The following is a 24,656-nucleotide window of genomic DNA, read 5'->3' as shown; positions in this document are numbered from 1 at the left end:
GGCATAAAGCATTGAGTTCAATAGAGTGTATGCATCTGCTTACTCTGTTAATCAAGGATGCTTTATGTCTATTGCTCAACCTTACTTACTCTTTCTTGGCGACGTTACCGACCCGATTTCAGCAAAAACGGCACGAGGTATTGCACTTTGGCGACCTGAACAATGTGTTGGTGAGTTACGCCTAACGAGTGACACTGTCACTCTTGATTTGCCCAACCTAACTCTAGAAGAAGCAAAAAATGAGGGAGCAAAAACACTCGTCATTGGTACCGCCAATGCAGGCGGCTTCATACCTGAGAGCTGGCAAGAGTGCTTAATTCAAGCAGCAGAGCTAGGCTTTGAAATTGCCTCCGGCATGCATCAACGACTAAAAGATATCCCTGAACTGGCCGAGCTGGAACAACAAGGCATCACTAAACTGCACGATGTTCGTCACTTTGACCAAAACCTGGAAGTCGGCAATGGCATACCACGCAAAGGGAAACGTATCTTAACTGTCGGTACGGATTGCTCTGTCGGTAAAATGTTTACAGCATTGGCATTAGAAAAAGCACTGCACAATATTAATGTCTCAGCACAATTTAAAGCCACAGGTCAAACGGGCATCTTAATTGACGGACGAGGCATATCGATTGATGCGGTTGTTGCGGATTTCATTTCAGGCGCTGTAGAAAAAGTCAGCCCTGAATTTACCGATCACGAATGGGATATCATCGAAGGCCAGGGCTCACTGTTCAATCCTTCTTTTGCAGGCGTGAGTCTCGGCTTACTACACGGCGCGCAGGCAGATGCTTTGGTGCTATGCCACGAAATTGGCCGCCCTCACATTCGCCACCTACCGCATTGTGAATTACCAACGATTGAAGCAACAATAAGTGCTAACCTCGCAGCTGCACAACTGACGAATCCTAATGCTCAACTGGCAGGTATCAGTCTGAATACCTCTGCTATTAGTGAAGAAGATGCCATGGCGCTTTGTGCCGATTGGCAAGAGCAACATCAGGTTCCGGTCACCGACCCAGTCAGATTCGGCATCGATGCAATTGCAGCACATGTTAAAACTCTGTGAGGCTAAACATGGACATTACAGCATTCAGTGAATCAATTCCTCTAGCTCGTCCTTTTGCCATCTCGCGAGGAGTAAGAACGCATTGTGATGTAGTTCGAGTGGAGATCCACCATCTATCTCATGTTGCGATGGGAGAATGTACACCTTACCCGAGGTATGGCGAAAGCGTTGAATCAGTATTGACGCAAATTCATCAAATTATTCCTACGTTGAAAACGCTTTCCGCTGCTGAAGCAAAAGTCGCGCTGCAGAAAATGCCGGCTGGAGCCGCAAGAAACGCGCTCGACTGTGCATTATGGGATTTGATTGCAAAGACGGACGGATTACACTTTCCATCTCCCTACTTTGATATCCGCTCACAAATCGAGACAGCGATGACGGTCTCGATCGATATACCAGAAAAAATGGCGCAACAAGCCAGTGATTATATCGAGCAGGGCGCCACTCTGCTCAAGGTCAAACTGGACGACAAAGACATTGTACCGCGAGTCACTGCCGTTAGACGTGCAGCGCCAGAATGCAAAATTATCCTTGATGCCAACGAAGCCTGGCAGAATGAAGATCTCGGCGAGCTATTTTCAGCATTAGAACAGCTTAATATCACTATGATCGAGCAACCCGTTCCCAAAGGTCAAGATGGTTTATTAAAGGGGATCTCACATCCGATTCCTATATGTGCTGATGAGAGTTGCCATGTGCGTAGCGACCTCTCCCGCTTAGAGGGTTGTTACGAGATGATCAATATTAAGCTAGATAAATCGGGCGGCCTAACAGAAGCACTGGCGTTGGAACAAGAAGCCAGAGCGAAAGGGTTTTCTATTATGGTGGGCTGCATGCTCGGTACCTCGTTAGCAATGAAGGCTGCTTTACCTATCGCAACCCGAGCAGAGATTGTTGACTTGGACGGGCCAGTGCTACTTGGCACGGATATCCCTGATGGCTTAATTTATCAATCTGGAACTTTAGATTTAAACAATCATCAAAAATAATATATTCCTTCCAATTTTATAACCCCGAATTAAATATAAACTGTTTATTCGGGGGATTCTGTTTACTTATTGATCAAAATAGTTCCTATTAACTAGATCAAACTAGTAATAAAGTGCTAGTAAAAATAATCACAAATATATCGATAATAGCCCCTCACTTAAATCGCATCATGAATTAACAAAATATTGTTCTAAAGTTCATAAAACAGCTGTCGATAACAGTGAAAAAGTCATTGCTTATTTAATAGATATACCCAAAAACTTAGAATCTAAAAATTCCTTAGTAATATATCTAATACTATAAGGTTAAAATGACTCTGCTTTGATAGTGGAGGTACTCACTGCATGACCAGCCCATTACCTAGAAGGCTAAGAGACATAAGAAAGAAAAGAGGTATCACTCAGGAAGAGCTGGGGCAAAAACTAGGGATGGAGTCAGGAAGCGCAAGCGCTAGAATTAGTCAGTACGAAACTGGTAAACATGCTCCTGATTACACGACCGTAAAACGCATATCTGCGGCGCTAGAGATAACCGTCGCTTACTTCTACTGTGATGACGATACGTTAGCAAATATCATAATAGAAGCCTCCAGCCACAGTGAAACAACAAAGCTTGATATTCTAAAAATACTAGAAGGAATTCAAAAACAATAAGTTAGCATCTTTGCTGTTTTGGATAGACACGACAATGATTTCTGAACTCGACCTCGCCATACAACTGACAAAAATAATAATTCTTCTCTATATATCCTATCTTTTATTGCGCCATCAGGTGAGCAATAAAATACTGTATGGATGTTTATTAGCAATGATTTCGATGATCATTGAGCTATTCATCAACTATTGTCAGTTGTCATGGCCTGCTATTAGTTCTGATCATAAAGATGAAGTTTTGTTAATTTCGTCGACAACGCTGCTAATTGCTCATATTTTGATGCTATCTGGCGTATCTTCGTTATATTTTAAACTCAAAGAAGAATCAGAAAAAGATCATCTGACCCAACTTAATAATCGAAAATTCATGCGCAAGATCCCAGAAAAGGATTACGACGTCATCTATCTGGATATTGATAACTTTAAATCTATCAACGATACGCTTGGCCATGATTACGGTGATGCTTTGCTCGTATTATTTGCTCGATATTTGTCTCATTGCATTCTCAAGAATGAATATTTGGTTCGATATGGTGGAGATGAATTTATTGCTTATGTCCAACCTGGGCGTAGCGGTGACTTCATTGAACGGTTGTTAGGATACGTGGCAAACTCTGAAATTGAATTTAGCTATGGTATATCGGGTAGTGCTAAAGGCGAGTTATTTTCAGCAATTACCCGTGCCGATAAAAACATGTATCTGATGAAGAGGCGAAGATCAACATCTAGAGGCCGTAAACCTGCCCAGGTTAACGAGACCTGAGCCGACTTTACTATGGCGTTACTTAGTCTGCATCACAAGCAAGCCCCCAATGCGCTTTACTAAATGCGCTTTTTAAACTTTTATTAATAGAATGTGAGAATGGATTCTCAAGGTAGCTTATGGTGGCATCGGTTGGACGTATCGTGAAATATGTATTCGCGGCATCAGTTTTGCTGCTCACGACCAGTTGCCTTCCGCAGCAGCCCAATATCAAACTCGGTGTTGTCCTACCTTTGACAGGGACCTTTGCTATATATGGTCAGCAAGCACTGAAAGGCGCCCAGCTTGCCGTCGACCAAATCAATGCAAATGGTGGGGTTCTTGACAGACAACTTGAACTCATCATCCGTGATAACCAGACTGATCCAGCAAAAACCGTAAAATACAGCCGTGAATTAGTACAGCAAAGCCAAGTATTTGCTCTGTTTGGCCCTGTTAGTAGTGCGGCTCGTTATGCCATGGCGGAAGTCGCGGAAACATTTCAAACCCCTTTGTTTTACGGTATCGATTATGAAGGCCAACATTTTAATCGCTACCTGTTTTGCTACAGCGCCATTCCAGAGCATTACATTGAACCTATCGTTCCTTACCTGATCGACAACGTGGGGAAAGATTTTTATATCTTCGGCTATGACTATATCTGGCCACACCGGATGGCTGAAAGTATTGTAAACTCCGTCAATGAACACCAAGGTAGCGTCGTTGATATAGAGTTTACCCCATTTGGTGTAAAAGACTTCACTTCTGTATTCGAGCGCATTAAAACCTCTGGCGCTGAAACACTAATGCTCATCTTACCCGGTGTTGATGGCTTTACTTTCTTATCCCAGTTGAAGTCGTTTAACTTTGGCCGACCTCTTCAAATCGTAGCTTTTGCGGCCGATGAAACCTATTTGTCCAATCTTGGTGATGACGCTTTAGAAGGCGTACTCACTGCTCTTCACTTTTTTAGTCAGAACGATGAACCTGTATTACAGAAATTCGTCAACGATTATAAAAACTATCATGGTTCTGAATCGGTGGTGACCTATTCCAGCAAGTCTCATTACGATCTGATTTACTTACTCAAAGCAGCGATAGAAAAAGCAGGCTCAGTTGATAAAGAAGTTGTCATCAACCAACTCCCTGGGCTAACTCTATATGAGAGAGAGCTGGCGATTAAACTCAGAGATGATCATCACTTTGAACTGCCCATGTACTTGGGCCAGTTTACCAACGGTAAGCTAAATGTGATCGAACAGTTAGGGACCATCAAACCAGAGGATCAAAGACCTGTAGGAAATGAATAAGCTTAGCGTAAAGATTTTTATCATACTTCTACCCTTAGCAGTGTCATTGCTGATCTTCAGCTACGCCTATTACAAAGCTCGAGAAAAGCTCACCATCGACCACATTTTCCAGTCTATTCAACTTTCTTCGTCTCTAGGCGCTAATGAAATTAGTCACTATGTAGAAGGACGATTTACCGAATTTGATCGCCTTAGTAGTGAGATAACAACCTGCAAAGAAGGAGAGAGCTCATTATCTATCTCTTCTGCAGACGCCTTGAGTTTCACCAGTGGTTTCTCCGCGCTCGCGATTTCGGACTTATCCGGACAGGTCACTGCATTTAGTTTGTCTTCGAATAAGAGTAATCGGTACGTACTTCGTAAAAATATTAAGGGCCTTATTCTTCTGCCTGAACACGTTCTTGCCCTACTACACACTTCATACCAAGAGTGGCAAACCACTTATCCCGAGAATCTACGGTTAGAACAAGAAACCCTCCGTCAGTTACTCGAACTTAACCAGCGTGGCGAGGTGAACTCTCAAGCGAGTAGAGATTTGAGTAACTTACTGGTCAAGATTCGTGAGGGGAGACGACTCCCTCGCCAAGTCATCAGCCTTGCCAGCGCAGAAACTATTTCAAAGCTAGGCCTGATATTCGACACCGAAACTTATCTATATTCGCGACCTCTTATTGGATGCGATAAGCAAATCGTCGGCTTTTACACAGCCGTATTAGATCGCACCATTGTTGAAGACCACCTTTACCAGATAAAAAACACCTTGATTCAAAGTAACCTCCAACACGTAGATGTTTTAATGGTACGAAACCAAGGTCTTCACTCATTGTCCGCAGCCAATCATTTGTCGCTGCATGAACTCTCAAAAGCAGGCCTTAATAAGACCAATAAGCCACAGATGAGAGACGATCTAAACGGGATGCTGATCAATCAACCTATAGAATTGAATATTCAAAATCATCTTATCTCTGTGGACAACACCCACCCATCCATTCCCGATAATCAAAAAGGCATAAACTTGGTGGTGTATGTATCAATGGAGGAACTCAAGTCGAGCAACTTACTACTAATGCGCGAGGTGTTCCTCTACCTATGTATTGCTCTGTTCTTATTTGCATCTTTGACTCTTTATCTTTCCCACTACATCGCCTCACCGATCGTCGACCTGCGTCGACGAATCTCAGTGCTCTCAAAAACAGGCCGAGCTAAAACTGACTTCTCTGTCAGAGATGATGAAATTGGCCAGCTCTTTAGTGCCTTTTCTGACATGGCTTACAGTATCAAGACTAAAGAATCTCAACTGGTCAAGCTGGTGCGCGAAGACCCATTAACAGGCATTCTCAACCGTCGCGCATTAGTTAATCATGCCGAGGACATTCGACGGCTCAACGCCAGTTCATGCATATGTATGATGGACCTAGATCACTTCAAACAGATTAACGATAACTACGGCCATGCGATTGGTGATTCGGTGCTGAAAACCTTTTGTACTCTTGTTATGAGTGAGATTCGCGATACCGATATCTTTGGTCGACTGGGTGGCGAAGAGTTTGCGTTAATCTTGCCGGAAACTCAGCTGGAAGATGCCGCTAGTTTAGCGGAGAGAATTCGCAGCCGAGTAGAACTTCAACTGGTCGCCAGTTTGAGATCGGTCGTCTGCTCCAAAGTAACTGTCAGCATCGGTGTGGTGGAATGGTTGGATGATGACTTTGCCAAAGCACTATCTAGTGCAGATAAACAACTGTATATGGCGAAAGAAAGTGGACGTAATCAGATTAAAGTACAGGAATCAAAAAGCCCGCGATAGTGCGGGCTGATGTTGAATAACTTTTTCTACTGACTCAAATCTTCATTCGAGCGACATTCCTACCTGACCAATTCGAGTTTTGAACTCTTCAATACTGTCAGCCTGATAGGTGGGCGAGCCGTTAAAATATCTTGGTTTTTCAGGCAGCATGGCATTTTTCAACGCGTTTTCCTGATCAATGTCATCGTGGTAGACAGTAACGCGATGTGGAATGTCCTGTTTAAATGTCGCCATTTTCTCTTCTCCTTTTCATCTTACGTATACACGACTCTAAGCGTAGAAAAGGATCTCAGACTGTCAAAGCGCCCCATTAAGCATGGGTTGCAGATTAGCAGAGCGTTAAGCTAGACACTTCCTTGTTTGCACCTCTTTTTTGCCTAAAACAAATCATTTAACAGGAATTCTGTTTTTGTGAGCTTACATCCACATCCTAATTTGAAGCTAAATTAAACGGAACTTTGGCAAGGTGATGATGAACGCCAAACCCGGCTCTTGAGATCTCACATCAATTTTTCCCTGATGAAGAGCAATAACACGCTCAACTATCGCCATCCCCAAACCTGCTCCTTGAGCTTTGTTTTGAGTTTCTTTAGCACGGAAAAAGCGCTCAAAGATCCGGTCAATATCAATTTGACTCATTCCTCGACCGCTATCGGCAATCACGATCTGTACATGTTCTTCATGCTCAGTCACTTCAGCCCAAATTCGAGTTCCCTCTCCAGAGTAGCGAATAGCATTATCCATCAGATTTCGAAACAGACAGTTAAGGAAAATCTCATTGCCTTGAATCGCATAGGTTTCCTCATCGGCTTCTAATGTGATTTTTTGCTGTTGCTTCAATGCAAGAGGCACCAGCTCGGCGATCACATTGCGTAGTATCTGAGCGACATCGACGGTTTGGCTTAAATCAACGACCAGTCCGCTCTCTACTTTTGCCAATGTCAATAACTGCTCAATGGTTCGCTCAGAACGTGTAATGCTCTTTTCAATCTGTTTTAGGTCATGGTCTTTTTCTTCAGCATTTTGTGTTTCAAGTGCATTCTGCGCATTAAGCTTGATCACGGCCAGAGGTGTTCGCAGTTCATGGGCAGCGTCTTGATTAAATCGTTTTTCTCTTTGCCAAGCGGCATCGACTTGATCAAACAGGTAGTTTAAGCGTTTTACTAAGCTATCCAGCTCCGTTGGGACATCAGTAATATTAAGTGGTGAGAGGTTATCAATCGACTTCTCCGACACTTCCTTTTCCAGACGGCTTATTGGTGCAAACAAATGATAGGTAAACAGCACCAATAGCAGACATAGGAATGGTGTTGCCACCAGCATGGGGACAATAGCTGGGATCGCAATTTTGTTTTCGACTTCGCTGCGCAGGTGCTTGTCTTCACCCAGCCAGAGCCACATTGGCTCACCCGTTTTCGGTTGCGTTAATAGCATGGTTACGCCACGCCACATGTTGGATTGCTGCTGATCATGAATGTCGTTCAGGCCAGGATGACGCATCATCTTTAAGTCAACAGGTGGCGCATTCGGAGAGCTTGCCAATACAACGCCCTTTGAATCGAGCAATAAGTAGGCAAAATTATCTTCAAGCAGCTTGGCTCGTGACCATTTTTCTAGGTTGTCTTTGGGAGACGTTTTACTGGTGATGTTAGCGAAAACGGTTTCTGGGTCTGAGTTTCGGTCTTCGCCAATCACAGAGGGGTCGGTCAATAACAACACCTTCAAGAAACTCTCACTGAGATCCTGAAGCCGTGCATCATCAACGTCCGTAATAGCTTGACGAGTATCAAGATAGACCCAGATGGTAGACGCAGTAATAACCGCGAGACAAAGTAGCACACTCGCCAATGCGACACGACGTTTAACAGAATTCAGTCTCATACTAGTGCTGGATGATGTATCCGACTCCTCGAATGTTTTCTATGGTACCTTTCGGCATCTTTTTGCGCAGATTATGGATGTGTACTTCAATCGAATTAAGTCCGGCACTTTCATCCCAACCGTGCATGTTTTGCAATATCTGAGTTTTGCTTAGCACCCTACCAGCATTCGTCACCAGATAGAGGAGAATTTTAAATTCATTCGGCGTCAGATTAATGCACTCACCGGCAACCGCGACTTTATGTGAGTTGACCGAGACAGAGACATCTCCCACCACAATGGTGTCATCGGCCATGCCCGCCGATCGGCGAATCAACGCACCCATACGCGCCAGCAGCTCTTCCAGTTGGAACGGCTTAACCAGATAATCATCTGCGCCATGATTGAGCCCATAAACACGGTCATTGAGTTCATCTCGAGCGCTGAGAATCAAAACGGGCGTCTTGTCTCCTTTACTCCTGAGCTCTTTGAGTACTTTCAAACCACTAATACCTGGTAATGAAATATCAAGAATGACCAGCAGGAAGCTGTCAGTTTGCAGTGCATGAAGGGCACTTTCACCCGATGTTACCCAGTCTGCGGTATAGTGATGTCTGGCAAGGGAAGCGGTAATCGCATTGCCAAGCATAGGGTCATCTTCAACTAATAATACGCGCATGTTATCTATCTCTGTTCTGTATCGTGACCCATTCAGCAGTGATAAAAGGAAGGTCACAAGCGATGGTTTTATTTACTGAGTCTCACTGCTTTTAATCCATCTGTGTCGGCCTTTTGAGCTTTGGAGAGTGCAGAAGCCAAACATGGAATTCATTCAAATTAACAAGCCAGACTTAAAAAACATTTAATAAACTGAAAAACATTTCAATTTTTGGCCTTACCAGTGCTAGCTTGGCATTCGAAAGGCTCCGATTATATTAATCTCGTTGAACATGCTAAGTACATCAGTTTATGCACATAGTTCCATTTTGTTTCGCCGCAGAGGCCTACTATTGAGAGAGAAAGGTGATCACGTAGTCCGACTGCAAGGTGTAATGACACTCCACTTCTCGAAAACCTGTCTTAGCCACCAGCGAAGGCGATAAGTCCAGCCATATGCGCTGTTTGTATGGGTCAACACATTTAACCTGAGCACATTCAAAGCCGAAATACTCACCAATGTAGGAATAAAGCGCTTTAAACAGACTCTCTTTGGCGGAGAAGATGATTGTGGTGATGATATCGTTACTAAATGGCAGTGACGCCAGACGCTGCCACTCCCATACAGAACAAACGGAGCTGGATATCTCACGCACCACTTTGGCCGCTAGCACTTTCTCAATATCCATTCCGATGTAGCGCCTGATGTTCTGAATAGCAGGAAGCACTGCACATGCAGCGATATCATCGCAATGGGTAATGGTACCTAAAATTCCGTCTGGCCATGTTGGACAGCGATTTGCCCCGACCCCGATCTGGACTCCGCTGGCAACCAACCCACCGCAAGCAGATATCGCCTGTCTGGCCGCATAACGACCCGCCAGAAACTCAGCTCGTCTTGAGCTTACCGCGCGGCCAAGTCCATCAGGACATCGAATCCTGAACTGCTTGAATAAGGCATCGTGATAAAGGCTTGGGTTAAACTGGCACACAAAGACACTCGCGCCATTGATGAGAAACCTTTGCTCCTTGTTGATAAACCGACCGCTTGTTTGTTCAGATAAATCACGCGCTCCCACTATGGCGTCAATATCAGGAAATAATGTCGCCATAATTACTGCCTCGTATCCACAGTAACAACCGCAGATAACCCATTGTCGACCTGAACCGAATCATTGAACACAATCTTAACCGGTACACGTTGCACCACTTTGGTAAAGTTGCCCGTCGCGTTATCTGGTGGTAGCAAAGCAAAGGTGGCGCCCGTGGCTGGCGATACACTGTCGATTCGTGCTGAGAAAGTCTTCCCTGGATAGGCATCAATGGTGACATCAACAGACTGCCCTTTGTGCATGCGAGACTTTTGCGTTTCTTTAAAGTTCGCCAGAATCCACGGTGTACGATCAGACACTATGCTCACCACAGATTGCCCCGGTTGCACCATCATACCGACTTGCAGGTTACGATTGCTGATCACACCATCTATTGGAGCCACAATTCGGGTGTAGCCCAATTCAAGCTTCGCCTGAGACAAACTGGCTGTGGCTTGCTTGACCATCGCGTCAGCCTGCTCTATTTCACTTTCCAGTACCGATAGCTTGTCTTGTTGCGTTTTCAGGCTGGCCTTAGCCTCAAGATACGCCGCTTTATCAACTTTATAGGCAGACGCGCCGTTGTCACGTTCGCCTTTGGACACATAGTTTTGCTTCTCTAGAGCCTGCAAACGCTTGTATTGCTGAAGTGAATATTGATATTTGGCCTTCGCCGACGTCACCTTACTCTGATACTCTTCGATGGTACTTTTCTGCATCTTGTACGCCGCGTCCGCGTTCGACTGTTCCGCCTGACTTTGCGCCAAGGTCGCTTCAGCGAGCTGCTCTTTAATCACGAATTCGCGGTCATCCAGCTGCGCCAGTAAATCGCCTTTTTTGACCTTCTGATTGTCCTTAATATTAATTTTTACCACTTCCGCATTGATGCGCGAACTGACGTTAGTAATGTCCGTTTGAACGTAAGCATTGTCGGTGGTCTGGAAAAAGCGCCCGTAGTAATACCAATAGGCACCGCCAGCCAGGACCAACAACATCAGTGGAATCAAAATCTTTATTATTTTTTTCATAGCACGACCAACCAATCAAAAAAGGCGAAGAGTATTAAACTCGAACCAGTTGTTTACCGAAGTGCTTCCCTTCCAATAGATCGACAAAGGCCTGCGGTGCGTTTTCCAATCCTTCGGTCACCGTTTCACGAAATTTGAGTTGACCACTTTCCGCTGCGGCGGTCAGCCAACTGATCGAGCTGGCATATTCATTGACCCACTCGGTCACCAGAAAGAATCGATTTTCCGGCGCACTAGGCAGTGAGGAGTAGAAGCGCGATAACGTCGAGGCATCCACATCTTTGCCTTTGTTGTATAACGCTGCACTGCCACAAATTGGCACTCTGGCACCTTCGTTTAAATGACGTGCAACAAAGGAAGATATACGCCCACCTACATTTTCGAAGTAGATGTCCACGCCGTTCGGACAGGCGGCTTCAATCTCCTCGCTCAAATTGTCAGACTTGTAATTGACGCAGGCATCGAAACCCAGTTCATCGACCACATAACGACACTTTTCCTCACTGCCCGCGATACCGACCACTCGGCACCCCGCCATTTTGCCAAGTTGACCGGCAACCGACCCCACAGCACCTGAAGCGGCTGATACCACCATGGTTTCACCCGCTTTAGGTTTGGCAATTTTGTTCAATCCAAAGTACGCCGCTCGACCCGGAGTTCCCGCCACACTGAGAAAGATCGTTGGCGATAGTTCCGTATCTGGCAATCGATAAGTCATGAAATCCGCATCGTTACCGACACAATATTTTTGCCAACCTGAAAAAGTGAACACCCTATCGCCGACCTGATATTTAGGGCTGTTACTTTCGACAACCTTGCCAATGGTTTCTCCCTGAATCACCTCACCCAGTTTGATCGGCTCGACATACGCAGTGTTTTCATTAAGGCGCGGTCGCGTATATGGGTCCATCGAAAGCCAAGTGTTTTCAATTAAAAACTCACCCGGCTTTAACTCGCCAATTGGCTGGTTGGCGATACGAAAATTGCCCGTTGTCGCGGCACCTTGGGGGTGGTTGTCAAGCACAATTGATGGGTTAACTAGTTGATTCATAAAGCACCTCATTGAGTTTATAGTGTTGTAATTTGATACCAAGTCACTTGACGCCAAGTAGCTGGGGATTTATGCGCTTGCCTCCGAGGACCAACGAAAGCCGGGCCAGTAAAAACTGAAAGCAATCATCGCCAGCGTCAGTGGCCAGGCGCCAAAGAAAACGAAGTAGTCAGCGTAATCCGGCATATCACGGGAGAACTTAATCACGAGTAGCGCTTTCACTGCGTAAGCGAGAATCCAAACCAGAGAAATCTCCTGCCATACTTGGGCGTACTTTGGCGAGCCATAGACAGGCAACTGCATCAAACGAGGGAGCGCATTTTCCGCCTGAGTACGAACTACTGGGCGGCCAATCATGGAGTAGAAGCCAAACACGACGATGACAGACAGTGATCCGCCTACCGAAAGGAAGACGCTTTCTTGGTCAATCCCAAACAGGGTGTAACCATGCAGGTAAAGGTAATGAATAGTGCCCGATACCAAAATCAAAGCGATGATGGACAGAGAACCACTTCGTTTGCTGAACAACTCCAGTAATGCGGAGTAACACGCGGTGACAATCAACGCCGCTCCTACTCCTACTCCCCAGAATGTCAGGTTGTAAATCAGAATGGGCACTATGATGGTCATTCTTGCTTCTGAAGACAGCAGATAGCTCCAGACACTCATTGACGTTTTATCACTCATGCTGTTTCCTCTTTTTTCAGTTGAAGCTGGAAATCACGGTTTGAACACAACACCATGATGGCGGTGGCGAGCATCATGATCCCCATGATCATAAACAGGTCGTTAAAGGCCATGATTTGCGATTGAATTGCCATCCTTTCGCCCAGAATGCTCACCGCAGTTTGTTGGACATTAGTGCTATCAGACGGCAACCCCTGATTGACCAGCAGATTCTTTACCTCACCCAGATAGTGATAAAATTGCTGACTACCTGTCAGTAAGGTGGATTTGATAGAGTCGAGGTGGAAATCGATCCGAGTAGTGAAATAGGTCGACAGTACCGCGGTACCCATGGAGCCACCTAGACTACGAAATACATTGATTAACACTGCCGATGAGGCGGCATCCTCCGCTTTAATGTTCTGGGTCGCCAGCATGGAGAGTGGCACCATAATAAACGGCTGGCCTAACGCACGAACCAACATCGAGGCGATCATCTGCGGTCCGGCAAAATCAGCATTCATATGGCAATCCATAAAGGCACTGATGGCCAAACCAACGAAGCCGATGAAAATAAGATACTTAGGGTTATAGCGGCGAATGAGAAATGGGATCATCGGCAAAATCACCAGCTGCGGCAGCCCCATCCAGATAACAACATGACCAATTTCCGTCGCGTTATAATCATGAATCATCGTCAGATAATACGGCACTAGAAACAGCGTGCCGTAGATAGCTGAGCCCAACATGGCAAAGATGAGCAAAGCATAGGAGTACTGATATTCCTTAAACAGGCGAATGTTAATCAGCGGGTTGCGATGTACGATCTGGTCATAAACAAAAATCACAAAGCTGATGGCAGAGAGCACCGCCAGTACGCAAATCATGCGCGAATCGAACCAATTTTCATCGCCACCTTTTTCCAGAATGACTTCCAGTGTACCGAGAAACATCATCACCGACACAACGCCAACAAAGTCGCCCTGACGAATGATTTGCCAGTTAATAATGGGATGCTTCATTGAACGTTGAATCAGTGCCCATGCCACGACTGACGGTAAAACATTGACGTAAAAGATCGCGTGCCATGAAAAGTGTTCAGTGAGCCAACCGCCGATCGCCGGACCTATCGCTGGGGCGAACGTGGCGATAATACTGAATAACGACATCCCCATAGGGCGTTTTTCTAGCGGCAGGATTTCAATAATCAAACGGAAAGACAAGGGGATCAATGCGCCACCACAAAAGCCCTGCAAAGCGCGGAAGACAATCATCGAGTCCAGATTCCACGCCATTGAACAAAGCAAGGACGAGCCGAGAAAACCGCCGATACACCATAAAGCGTAACGACCCGTTCCCAGCGCTTTTGATAGCCAGCCACAAAGTGGGATCGCAACAATCTCAGCCGTAAAGTACGACGTCATCAGCCAAGAGGCGTCATCCAGGGACGCAGACAGCGCCCCCTGAATGACTTTCATCGAGGAGTTAGTGATCTGGATGTCCAGAATTGCCATAAAGCCACCGATGAGGCCACCAATGATGGCCCACCACTCCTTCCTTGAAACGACGACTTCGCTTTCCGGTTTTGAAAGTGCGATCGTACTCAAAGCAGCCCCTCCTGTAGACGACTCGCCAAGTCACCAATGTGAGGCGCGTTCATCATGGAGATGTGATCTCCCTTAGCAGGCAATACGGTCAGAGGCTGCTCGCTGAATGCCTGCCAACCCAGCCCAGATTCTTTCAATCGCGTACGGCCAGCTAAGATCTCTTCTGCTTCCGCCACGATAACAGGACCAGAATATCGCTGCCCCTGATATTCATCTGTCGCATTCATGTGAGCCTGAAGAATGGCGAGAAAATGCTGGAAGTCCTCAGCGCGGATATTATCCGGCACCAAATTCGCTTTACGAAAGCCCGTCAGGAATACCTGTGTTCTTTCCGCTTGTGACATCTTGGCCAGTTGTGGGCCCGAGGTATCAAAAGACGTTCCGGTAAACAGCTCTACCTTGTGAGCAAAGTAAGCAAGACGCTCATGCTCAGCCATAGTGGCACTGTTATCGACGTTCACTTGAGGGGCTGGTTGGTCAAAAACCAAAACCTTCGGCTGATTTCCGGTCAAGGCCTGAACCTGACACGCCATCTCAAAAGCGATGGTGCCTCCCAGTGACCAACCTCCGATGATCAAATCAGAACGTTCTGTCAGTTCGCCGAGCTGATTCACGTAGTGCTCAGCTAACGTTGACACTTGGCGGTTGTACTCAGCTAGCCCCTGAAAATCAGCCACCTGAACACCGTAGACCGGATACTCTTTACTCAACCCCTTCACTAATTCGTCGTAACAAAGCACATTGCCACCGGCAGGGTGAATCAGAAGTACGGTCGGCTTCTGCTGTGGGTTACCTTGATTGAGCATCACAATCGAAGAACCGTATTCAGCGTTATCGGATACCTGTTCAATCAGTTTGCCAAGTCGAGCAACACTGCTGTTTTCCAGTATCTGGCCGAGGGTCAATGTAGTAGAGAACGCTTTATTCACTTCAATCAACAGCTTCAATGCACTGATGGAATTTCCCCCAAGATTGAAAAACTCGTCATCAATACCGACCTGTTGAGTGTTCAAGGCTTGCTGAAACAGCGTCAGCAAACGAGCTTGCGTTTGATTGTTCGGAAGGGCAGAAGCCGATGTCTCTGGATTCCGTTTAGCCGCAGGTAACGCCTGATAATTGATTTTTCCGCTTGCGGTGATTGGCATAACGTCGAGCCACATCCACACTTCTGGCTGCATGTAAGCGGGTAATAGCTGTCTCAGTTCCGCCTTAATCCCTTCCTGATCGCCAGTTTCACCAGCAACGACATAAGCGACCAAACGGTTGGTGTCCGCGGTATGCTGCTGAACAACCGCCGCACGTTCAACATTAGCAATCTGGCCTAAAGCCTGCTCAATCTCGGCCAACTCAACTCGATAGCCACGTACTTTGACCTGACGATCCAAGCGACCAAGATATTCAAGGTTGCCATCCGCTAACAGGCGGCCTTTGTCACCAGTACGATACAGACGCCCACCTGGTAAGTACGGGTGGGGAACAAAGTGACGCCGTGTTTGCTCATCGAGGCCAAGGTATCCAGAAGCGAGCTGCGCTCCGCCAATAAAAATTTCACCGGGTACGCCAGCAGGAAGCAGTTGTTGATGAGCATCGAGAACCAGTACATGACTTCCATCGAGGGCCTGACCAATAGGCGCAACCTGATAACCCAAATCCGCAATGTTGTCGGGAATCGTCAATGTCGTCACGCCCACCGTGCACTCGGTTGGGCCATAGTGATTGACTATCTGGCAGCTTGGTTTGAGCGCTTTGACTTTCTCAATCAGAGAAACAGGTAAACGCTCACCGCCAAGTACCAATGTTTGCTCCGGAAGCAAATGCTGCGCGTTCGGGGCATTCAACAACGCAGACAAATGTGTCGGCGTGATTTTCATGCAATCAAGAGGTTTATCTTTTAGATAATTGGCGAGTTGTTCAGGGCTTTCCAGTAGGCCATTGGTCACTATCTCCAGCTCGCCTTGCCCGACCAACGCTGGGAATAGCATGGTATGAGCCAGATCCGTGGAGAAAGACGACATTAAGCCATATCGCGCTCTGTGAGTTTGTTCGAGTACCGGAGCAATCGCTCGGCAATAGTGGCTGAGTTGGGAATGGTGAACACACACACCTTTTGGTGCCCCTGTACTGCCAGAGGTATAAATGATGTACGCTGGTCCATCGCCAAAATCATCTGGCGGATTAGTGCGTGTTGGTGAAGTGTTACTCGTATCTGTGTTCAGAATGTCGACCCAATTTAGTGAAGATTGTGTAGCCAGTGCTTTTAAAGCAATGGGTACTTCACCTACGAGTAAAACACGCTTAACTTTAGCATCGTTTAAGATGAAGCCGATTTTAGATTCCGGCAGATTGATGTCGATAGGAAGGTAGCAACCACCCGCTTTCAGAATGGCTAATATCGCTACCACACTATGCTCACTTTTTTCCATCAGTATCGCGACGGGCTCACCGTGACTCATACCTTGCGAGGCCAGTTGTGCTGCCAGCTGATTGGCGCGCTCATTAAGAGCGGCGTAGCTCAGTGTACGGCCTTCACAACGTACTGCCACGTCTTCAGGGCAAGCTAGCGCCTGTTGCTCAAATTGCTGATGAACCGGCAACGTTTGACTTGCCTCTGCCGATAAACACGTTTTAAGTAGAGACTGACGTTCATCTTCTGTCACCAATGACAAGGCTTGAATCGATTGCTGTGGGTGCTCAACCAATGCGGTCAATATGGTATGTAAATCGCGCAGCATTCGCTGCACGGTGGCGCGTTCAAACAGCGCTGTACTGTAGTTGAATGTGCACAGCAAACCGTCGCCGTCTTCCTCAATCCATAAGTTGAGATCCAACTTAGACACACCGTAATCGACTTTGAGTGGCGAATAGCTAAACAAGGTATTGGTTCGCGAGTGCGGATAAACCTGATAAGTCAGCACCGCCTGATAAAGCGGGTTAACACGTGCATCTCGCGAATAGTCGACAACATCGAGAATGCGATTAAACGGCACGTTCTGATAGGCAATTGCCTCTTCGCTCTCGGTTTTTGCTGCTTCTATCACAGCCGAAAGAGGCAAATCATCATTGAGATTAAAGCGCAGTGGTAGCGTGTTCATGAACAGCCCCATCATTTCCTGCGTCTGGGCGTCACTACGATTGGCAAAAGGCACACCAATCACAATATCGTTCTGACTACTGTATTTATGTAGGAGTAACTGATAGGCCGCCAGCATCAAGTGAAAGGTAGTTGCCCCCTGTTTTGCTGCGCAAGACTGAAGCTGATGACAGAAGTCAGCATCAAGTGGATGGCTGACATAACTTCCCTCAAAATTGAGCGCATCCGGACGAGGGTGATCGGTTGCCAGTTCCAGCACACCTTGAACGCCACTTAGCTTATCGCGCCAGTAGTTCAGCCCCTGTTCGTACTTACCGTCTTCAAGCCAGCGGCTTTCCTTTAAGGCGTAATCGGTAAATTGCGCTGCATGATCTACCGCCTGACCAAAATAGGTGCTCATAAACTCTTTGAAGCACAAGCTGACGGTCCAACCATCTGAAATAATATGATGGAAGGTCAGCATGATGATGTATTCACCCGGCTGAGTTTTTGCCATTCGCCAGCGAAACAGTGGTCCGTTAGTCAGGTCAAAATTCTTTCTGCCTTCTTCACGAGCGACTCGCATGACCCACTGATTTTTATCCGCTTCTGGCATGGCAGTAATGTCATCAAAACCAAAATCAAAACTGGGCAGGTTGTCGATGCACTGGCAAGGCTCGCCATCGACCACTCGGATCGTGGTGCGGAATATGTCGTGATTATTGACCATTTTCGTCAGAGCGCGTTCGACTCTGTCTGGCTCGAACTCGTGATCAATGTGACAGGTGATCGCCAATGGGTTGTTATAGGCTTTATTGTCTTCGAGGAACCGATCCAGTGTCCAAATGCTCTTTTGCGCATTGGTGAGAGGGAATATTTTGCGTTTTGGTTCCGTTGTTGAAGAACGGCTCTCTTCCATGAGCTGCGCTTTTTTCTGTTTTTTCTCTCTGGCGAGCCTTTTCAGCTCTTCGAGTCCCATAGAGTTCAAAATCTGATTCGTTTTCGTTGTCATAGCCGTGCCCTTTTACCATTTGGAAGATTTGGCTGCCGTTGCGACAGCCTGAAGGTGATGAACTTCCCGGGCTAATGCCCGGGGAAATGGGCGCTATTCGCTCTGAAGAACAGATTCAAACGCTTCGATGATCAGGCCGGACAGCCCTCTTACGGTTTGATCCTGATAGAAGAGATCCACTCGAATATCGACTTCAAACTTGGCTGACACTTTTGACACAATTTGCACCGCCAACAGCGAGTTACCACCAAGCTCGACGAAATTGTCATCAACACCAATACCTGAAATGCCTAGAATCGACTGCCAGACTGCAATGATCTCTTTCTCGATATCGTTTTCAGGTGCCACATACTCAACAGAGAGTTCTGGACGGGCGTGCCCTTGGCTCACTTCCGCTTCCAGCTCTGCCAGCTGTTCATCTTCCTGTTCAGGAATCGCTTCGTAGATAAGCTGACCCAGATCACTAGTCACCACGACGAGTTGCTCAAACTCTAGGTGTGCAAGCTGTCGTTTCAGTGCATCCAGCCCTTCGTAGAACAGAATGTCCTTGTCGGAGACATCGACGGTAACCTGAGCTACAGCAGACGCTGGCGCAGAAGCTGCAACCTGATTCTCGGCTTTCATACGTACTAGCGTGTAGTTCTCCAGAACCATCAACGGCTTGCTGTCAGCAGATAGGAAGACCACATCCAAGATGATGGTGCTGTCTTCCGCCTGATACGGCTGTTTGAGCTTGATATGCGCGTAGCAATCTCCATCAAGCGGTGCCAGATAGCTGATCTTGCCGTAGCTGATTGGCAGGTAGTTGTCTGTCGTGATCAGGTTGATACAGCGAATGGATACCGAGTCAATCAGTGCTGGGTGATACGGGTACTGTTCAAAATCACTCTGGAACTGAGCATCGAGATCTTTATGAATCAGCCACTCATCCTCACCTTGCCACGCACACTTAGGACCATTCCAACGCTCACTGAGCGACAGGAAGGTTTCACCCGTTACGGCATTGACGTAATCCTTGCCAGTTAAGTCATCAGGCAGTTTGTTAATGCAGCGAGACTGAATCGCTTCAAGTGAATCTACAGCAGCAAGGCTCTCTTCACTCTCGACACCACGGCCAAGGTTGCCCAGCGCATGTTCGTCCCACTCGATGTCACGGACGCCGCGGCTACGAAGGCTAAAGCTGTAGCCCGCGCCTTCACTGCGTACATACAGGCGCATTTCACGTGGCCAAGCGTTGTGGTAAATCGCCGGTTTGGTCAACAGCAAGTTCTTAACCTGAAGCGCTTCCTGAGGCTTGAAGTGATTCATCAGGGTATGCAGCATCGACAGTATTGTGGTACCAACCAAGGTCGGTTGATTCGACAAGCTATGCTCGTTGAGTACCCAGTCGTTTCGCACATCCAGATTGACTCGATATTCTTCTTCCATACCTTTACGGCCGAGCAGCGTAAGCAGCCCTGTTTGTTCTAGGGGCGCTTCGTTGGCTTTGTTTTTCTCATCCAACTCACGAGCCCACTGAACCGCCATGCCGACATCACCCCATTTACCCCAGTTGATTGCAATGGTGCGACCGTTTCGATTCTGATTACGGTAGCCGGCAAACACATCCATAAAGGCATTACCAGAACAGTAATCAATCCGAGCTTCATCACCGACAATCGAGCTGATGGAAGAGAACAGCACCATGAAATCAGGCTGGCTGTCTCTGGTCAGGTCATCGAGAATCAGGCTGCCGAGGATTTTCGGCTCCAGAACGCTGGCACAATCTTCATCTGACTTGAGCGGAATGATGCCACCACCCGCAATACCAGCCGTGTGGAAAATGCCATCAAAGCGATCATAGCGTTCAAACACTTCCGACATAGCGACATAATCACAGACGTCCACATTGACTAGGTCAATGGTGTTACCTTGCTCTTCAAGACGCAGGATGCCCGCCAGTTTTTCACTCATTGGATCATCGACTGGGTGATTCTGAATCCAGTCATTCCATTGCTCGCGTTCAGGCAGACGACTGCGATAAGTCAGAACAAGCGTCGCATTGCTCATTTCCGAGATGTGGCCGGCCACCAGCATACCAAGACCGCCCAATCCACCAGTGATGAGATAAACGCCATCATCTTTGAATTGCGCTGGTAAGCCTGGTTCTTGCTGTTTTAAGTTAACCGCCTGATAGTCTTCCTCCCAGCGACAACCACCTCGATACGCCACCAGTTGGCCGTCAGTGTTAATACTGCTCTCAGCAATCAGACAACGTGCCGCTTGCTCTGCTGTCCACTGGCCGGATTCATTCGCTAAGTCCGCAGGCCAGTCGATATCGACTAAATGACACTGAACATCAGGGTACTCGTGGTAGAACACACGCGCAGGCCCGACCAACAGTGCTTTCTCAGGTGCGTAAACTCGCTCCCCAGATACACTGAAGATATTATTGGTCACCAACAGCAGGTGAAGATTATCCAGCAAGTTTTCATTCACTAACGCCTGTTGCAGGTACAACGGGCTGTAGAAAGAATCCAACTGGTGTTCACGGCACAGTTCAAGGTCGACATCACCTTGCTCAGGAGAGAGGTTCCACAGATCAACAATACGAACCGGATTCATCTTTTGAGCTTTGATTGCCTTAAGCACTCGGATGTAGTCTTCACGAGAGGTAGGGTCAATGACAAAGCTCTTCGCGCTGTCGCTGGTGACGACATTCTCCTGATAGCAGACGCCTTTGAACACAGTCACCACTTGCTGGCCTGATGCCAGAAGCTGAGCATGCAGCTGATCAGCCACACCATATTCGTCAGCGAAAACCACCCAACAATCATTTTCATCTTGAGTTTGCTTGCTCGGCATGAAGTCAGCAGGAATGGTTCGCTTCCACGCAGGCATATAGAACCAGTCACCAACATCGGTTTTCTTGCGTTTCAAACCGGCTTCCGCACTGTTGCTTGATAGGCTTTCAGCAATACCTGTTTTCAGTTCAGGCAGTTTGAATTCATTTCGCTCGAACGGGTAGCCCGGCAGAGGCAGGCGACGTCGGCGCTCACCACCATAGTAAGATGACCAGTCAATCTCGACGCCGTGCGCCCATAAAGCACCAAGCATTGAGATGAAATACTCACCGGAAATCTCTACTTCTTTGGCCGTAGGCAAAGAGGAGAAGATATCGGCATTCGAACCATCTTCTTCACGGAAGTGTTGCTTCGCCGCAGACTCCAAAGAACGGCCCGGCCCTACTTCTAGTGCCACGAAGCCATCCTGATGATCGGCCATCAAGGTTTTGAATGCATGCGAGAACAGCACAGGATTTCGCACATGACGAACCCAGTAGTCGCTATCCTGCGCTAGTTCGTCACTGATCCATTCGCCATTTACTGAAGAGACGAACGGAATCTGCGGCGCATTCAGTTCAATGCCATCGATCACGTCTTTGAACGCTGGCAACATAGGATCCATCATGCTTGAGTGGAAACCGTGTGACGTATCCAAGTGCTTGCAGAAGATGCCTTCTTCTTCCAGCTCATACTGGAACGCTTTTATCGCTTCAAGCTCACCCGCCACCACACAGAGCTCTGGGTAATTGACCGCCGCGATATCCAGTTCACTGTTTGATAAGCGCTCAGTAAGCTCAGCTTCTTCCATCAGAACCGCTAACATTGCGCCCGCCGGCAGAGCCTGAACCAACTTGCCACGAATCGCGACAGCTTTGAGCGCATCTTCAAGCGAGAACACACCCGATAAGCATGCTGCCACGTACTCACCGACACTGTGACCAATCATCACATCTGGCTGAATGCCCCATGACATCCAAAGCTGAGCAAGGCTGTACTCAACAACGAACAACGCAGGCTGGGTGAATTGAGTTTCGTTGATACGAGCCGCGGTTTGATCATCTTGCGGGAAGATAATCTCACGCAGATCCTGTTCTAGAATTGGCAGCAGATATTCGCAGCACTGATCCATCGCCTGCTTAAACACCGGATACGTCTGGTAAAGATCGCGAGACATATTCGGATATTGGTTGCCCTGCCCCGGGAACATAAACACCATTGGTCGCTTGGATTTGTTTCCAGACACAATCTGAGAAGGCTTAGCCAGCGCTTCAATGATTGCCTGACGATCATTGCCAACCACCGAGGTGGAAAATTCGAACTGTTTGCGGCCTACCTGCATGGTGTACGCCACGTCCGCAACATCTGCATCTGGGTTATCTGTCAGGTAACTTGCTAGACGCTTCTTCATCTCATTCAATGCGTTACGACTGCGAGCTGAGAACGGGATCATGAGTGGCGAGTTATGCGCATCACCCGGTTGAGTCTCGGGCGCCGCTTCAAGGATCACACAAGCATTAGTACCTCCGACACCAAAGGAGTTGACCAAGGCATTGTTTGGCTTGTCCTGCTGCTTAAATGCCGTCAGTTCGGTGTTCATTACGAACGGGCTGGTTTCAAATTCAATGTTAGGATTCGGCTCAGCATAATGCAGCGAAGCTGGCAGCTGTCCGGATTCCAATGCCATTGAGGCTTTAATCAGACTGGCAACGCCCGAGGCAGCATCGGTGTGGCCGATGTTAGTTTTGACTGACCCTAAACGACAGAACTGCTCTTTATCCGTGAAGTGGCGGAAGGTTTGCGACAAAGACGAAAATTCAATCGGGTCGCCCAACGCTGTCGCCGTACCATGCGCTTCAACAAAGCGGATGTTTTCTACATCAATATCGGCGTTGGAAATCGCCTGCTTCGCGACTTCAACCTGCCCCTCAATGCCCGGTGCCGTGAATCCCGCTTTGAGGCTACCATCATTGTTGATTGCCCCACCTTTTATCACTGCGTAGATGTGGTCGCCATCTTTGACTGCATCCTTAACACGCTTAAGCAGCACAGCACCAACACCGCGGCTAAACACCGTGCCATTGGCACGAGAATCAAACGCGTAACAGCGTCCATCCGCTGACTCCATACCACCTTGCATGTATTTGTAGCCGCGGCGCTCCGGTGTATCGATAGACACACCACCAGCAACTACGAGGTCACTTTCACGGCTTAATAGGCTGTTAATCCCCATCACCACAGCCACCATTGCGGTTGAACAGGCCGTCTGCACATTCACGCTTGGCCCTTTTAAGTCCAGCTTGTAGGAGACTCGCGTTGTGACATAGTCTTTATCGTTATTGGTCACAACAGACGCGCCACTGGCAAACTGACTGACGCCCGGATGGGAATGGACTTTGTTTAAATGCCACGCTGTGCCTGTACCGCCAAAAACACCCACTTTGCCCGGATAACTCGAAGGCACGTACCCCGCATCTTCAAAAGCATGCCAACTGCTTTCCAGAAACGCACGGTGTTGAGGATCCATGATTTCCGCGTCACGAGGAGTAATATCAAAGAAGTGCGCATCGAAATGTTGCGCGTTGCCGAGAATACCTCGGCGAGGAATGTAGTTGGGTGAGGCAATCAATTCTTCATCGACACCCGACTCGCGAAGCTCTTGTTCGCTAAATGTTGTGATGGTTTCCAGCCCTTCAGCGAGGTTCTTCCAGAACGTCGTGATGTCTTCTGCACCAGGGAATCGGCCTGACATGCCAATAATAGCTATATCTTTATCGCGCAGTGTTGCTTGGTCTTTCATATGCTACCTCACGGGTTGTATGTCGTATTTATTTGTACTTATTTCGGGAAAAACGGCCCCTCTCCTTTGAACAGAAAGGAGTGTTTCAATCAGCGAATAAAATGAATTTGTCTTCTAGGTAAAACTATTTAGCGAAGTTTTAATTCGATTTTTCTAATAACACCTGAGGGTATTTTTTAGATATATTCTTACTTAGCGAATCCACTGTAGGACATTGAAATAGCTCGATAATATTAATCGGAATTCCAAGCTGTCTTTTTATTTCCCTGTGTACTTTACTCATTAATAATGAGTTGCCTCCTGCATCAAAGAAGTTCTCATCTCGGGCAATTTTTTTAACGTCTAAAACCGATTGCCAGATTGAGAGAACACGGTTTTCAATTTCAGGTGTCATATTGGGTTTGTTATTCGACATAGTGCTAGA

At 47.3% G+C, this 24,656-nt stretch carries 17 protein-coding genes; 6 read left to right on the top strand and 11 right to left on the bottom strand.

All coding sequences use genetic code 11. The annotated features are described in order from the left end of the window. Nucleotides 1-64 precede the first annotated feature (64 nt). From dgcN to VIC_RS13485, 6 genes are all read left to right on the top strand, one after another. Nucleotides 65-1,069 carry an N-acetyltransferase DgcN gene (gene dgcN, locus VIC_RS13510; RefSeq protein ID WP_006960503.1) on the top strand — a complete coding sequence of 335 codons (1,005 nt, stop codon included), beginning with the start codon at nt 65-67 and terminating at the stop codon, nt 1,067-1,069. An 8-nt stretch (nt 1,070-1,077) separates the two neighbouring features. After that, a complete protein-coding gene (gene dgcA, locus VIC_RS13505; RefSeq protein WP_006960501.1) occupies nt 1,078-2,058 on the top strand; it encodes an N-acetyl-D-Glu racemase DgcA in 981 nt (326 codons plus the stop codon). 345 nt (nt 2,059-2,403) lie between these two features. Further along, entirely contained in the window at nt 2,404-2,712 is a 309-nt protein-coding gene (locus tag VIC_RS13500; protein WP_019276654.1) for a helix-turn-helix domain-containing protein, read from the top strand. A 34-nt stretch (nt 2,713-2,746) separates the two neighbouring features. Next, nucleotides 2,747-3,475, top strand: a complete 729-nt coding sequence (locus VIC_RS13495) for a GGDEF domain-containing protein (RefSeq protein ID WP_006960499.1) — start codon at nt 2,747-2,749, stop codon at nt 3,473-3,475. Between the two features lie 119 nt (nt 3,476-3,594). Beyond that, nucleotides 3,595-4,764 (top strand): substrate-binding protein, encoded by a 1,170-nt coding sequence (locus VIC_RS13490; protein ID WP_006960498.1) that lies wholly within the window; start codon nt 3,595-3,597, stop codon nt 4,762-4,764. Further along, on the top strand, nt 4,757-6,568 hold the full coding sequence (locus tag VIC_RS13485; protein ID WP_006960496.1) for a GGDEF domain-containing protein: 1,812 nt from the start codon (nt 4,757-4,759) through the stop codon (nt 6,566-6,568). The genes VIC_RS13490 and VIC_RS13485 overlap by 8 nt, the downstream gene beginning before the upstream one ends. Before the next feature lie 42 nt (nt 6,569-6,610). Here VIC_RS13485 and VIC_RS13480 read toward each other — a convergent pair whose 3' ends face one another. The 11 genes from VIC_RS13480 to VIC_RS13430 form a co-directional block, all read right to left on the bottom strand. Further along, nucleotides 6,611-6,802 (bottom strand): hypothetical protein, encoded by a 192-nt coding sequence (locus tag VIC_RS13480; protein ID WP_006960494.1) that lies wholly within the window; start codon nt 6,800-6,802, stop codon nt 6,611-6,613. Between the two features lie 207 nt (nt 6,803-7,009). Then, complete coding sequence (locus tag VIC_RS13475) at nt 7,010-8,449, bottom strand: sensor histidine kinase (RefSeq protein ID WP_006960492.1); 1,440 nt, start codon at nt 8,447-8,449, stop codon at nt 7,010-7,012. Between the two features lies 1 nt (nt 8,450). Further along, nucleotides 8,451-9,107, bottom strand: a complete 657-nt coding sequence (locus VIC_RS13470) for a response regulator transcription factor (protein WP_006960491.1) — start codon at nt 9,105-9,107, stop codon at nt 8,451-8,453. A gap of 328 nt (nt 9,108-9,435) precedes the next feature. Beyond that, a complete protein-coding gene (locus VIC_RS13465; RefSeq protein WP_006960490.1) occupies nt 9,436-10,197 on the bottom strand; it encodes a 4'-phosphopantetheinyl transferase family protein in 762 nt (253 codons plus the stop codon). Nucleotides 10,198-10,199: 2 nt separating this feature from the next. Then, complete coding sequence (locus VIC_RS13460; protein WP_006960489.1) at nt 10,200-11,204, bottom strand: HlyD family secretion protein; 1,005 nt, start codon at nt 11,202-11,204, stop codon at nt 10,200-10,202. Between the two features lie 34 nt (nt 11,205-11,238). Next, a complete protein-coding gene (locus VIC_RS13455) occupies nt 11,239-12,255 on the bottom strand; it encodes an NADP-dependent oxidoreductase (protein WP_006960488.1) in 1,017 nt (338 codons plus the stop codon). Between the two features lie 69 nt (nt 12,256-12,324). Then, entirely contained in the window at nt 12,325-12,942 is a 618-nt protein-coding gene (locus VIC_RS13450; RefSeq protein ID WP_006960487.1) for a hypothetical protein, read from the bottom strand. Continuing rightward, nucleotides 12,939-14,528, bottom strand: a complete 1,590-nt coding sequence (locus tag VIC_RS13445; protein ID WP_006960486.1) for an MDR family MFS transporter — start codon at nt 14,526-14,528, stop codon at nt 12,939-12,941. Before VIC_RS13445 ends, VIC_RS13450 begins: the two co-directional genes overlap by 4 nt. Further along, nucleotides 14,525-18,610, bottom strand: coding sequence for a non-ribosomal peptide synthetase (locus VIC_RS13440; protein ID WP_006960485.1), 4,086 nt, complete (start codon nt 18,608-18,610; stop codon nt 14,525-14,527). Before VIC_RS13440 ends, VIC_RS13445 begins: the two co-directional genes overlap by 4 nt. Before the next feature lie 93 nt (nt 18,611-18,703). Next, the gene (locus VIC_RS13435) at nt 18,704-24,232 is read right to left on the bottom strand and encodes a type I polyketide synthase (protein ID WP_006960484.1); all 5,529 of its coding nucleotides are present in this window, start codon (nt 24,230-24,232) and stop codon (nt 18,704-18,706) included. A gap of 139 nt (nt 24,233-24,371) precedes the next feature. Next, entirely contained in the window at nt 24,372-24,647 is a 276-nt protein-coding gene (locus tag VIC_RS13430; RefSeq protein WP_019276642.1) for an acyl carrier protein, read from the bottom strand. Between the last annotated feature and the right edge of the window lie 9 nt (nt 24,648-24,656).

Source organism: Vibrio coralliilyticus ATCC BAA-450, from assembly GCF_000176135.1.
Lineage (GTDB): Bacteria > Pseudomonadota > Gammaproteobacteria > Enterobacterales > Vibrionaceae > Vibrio > Vibrio coralliilyticus.
The sequence above is the reverse complement of the archived record's forward strand: the minus strand, read 5'-3'. Positions and strand labels throughout refer to the sequence as shown.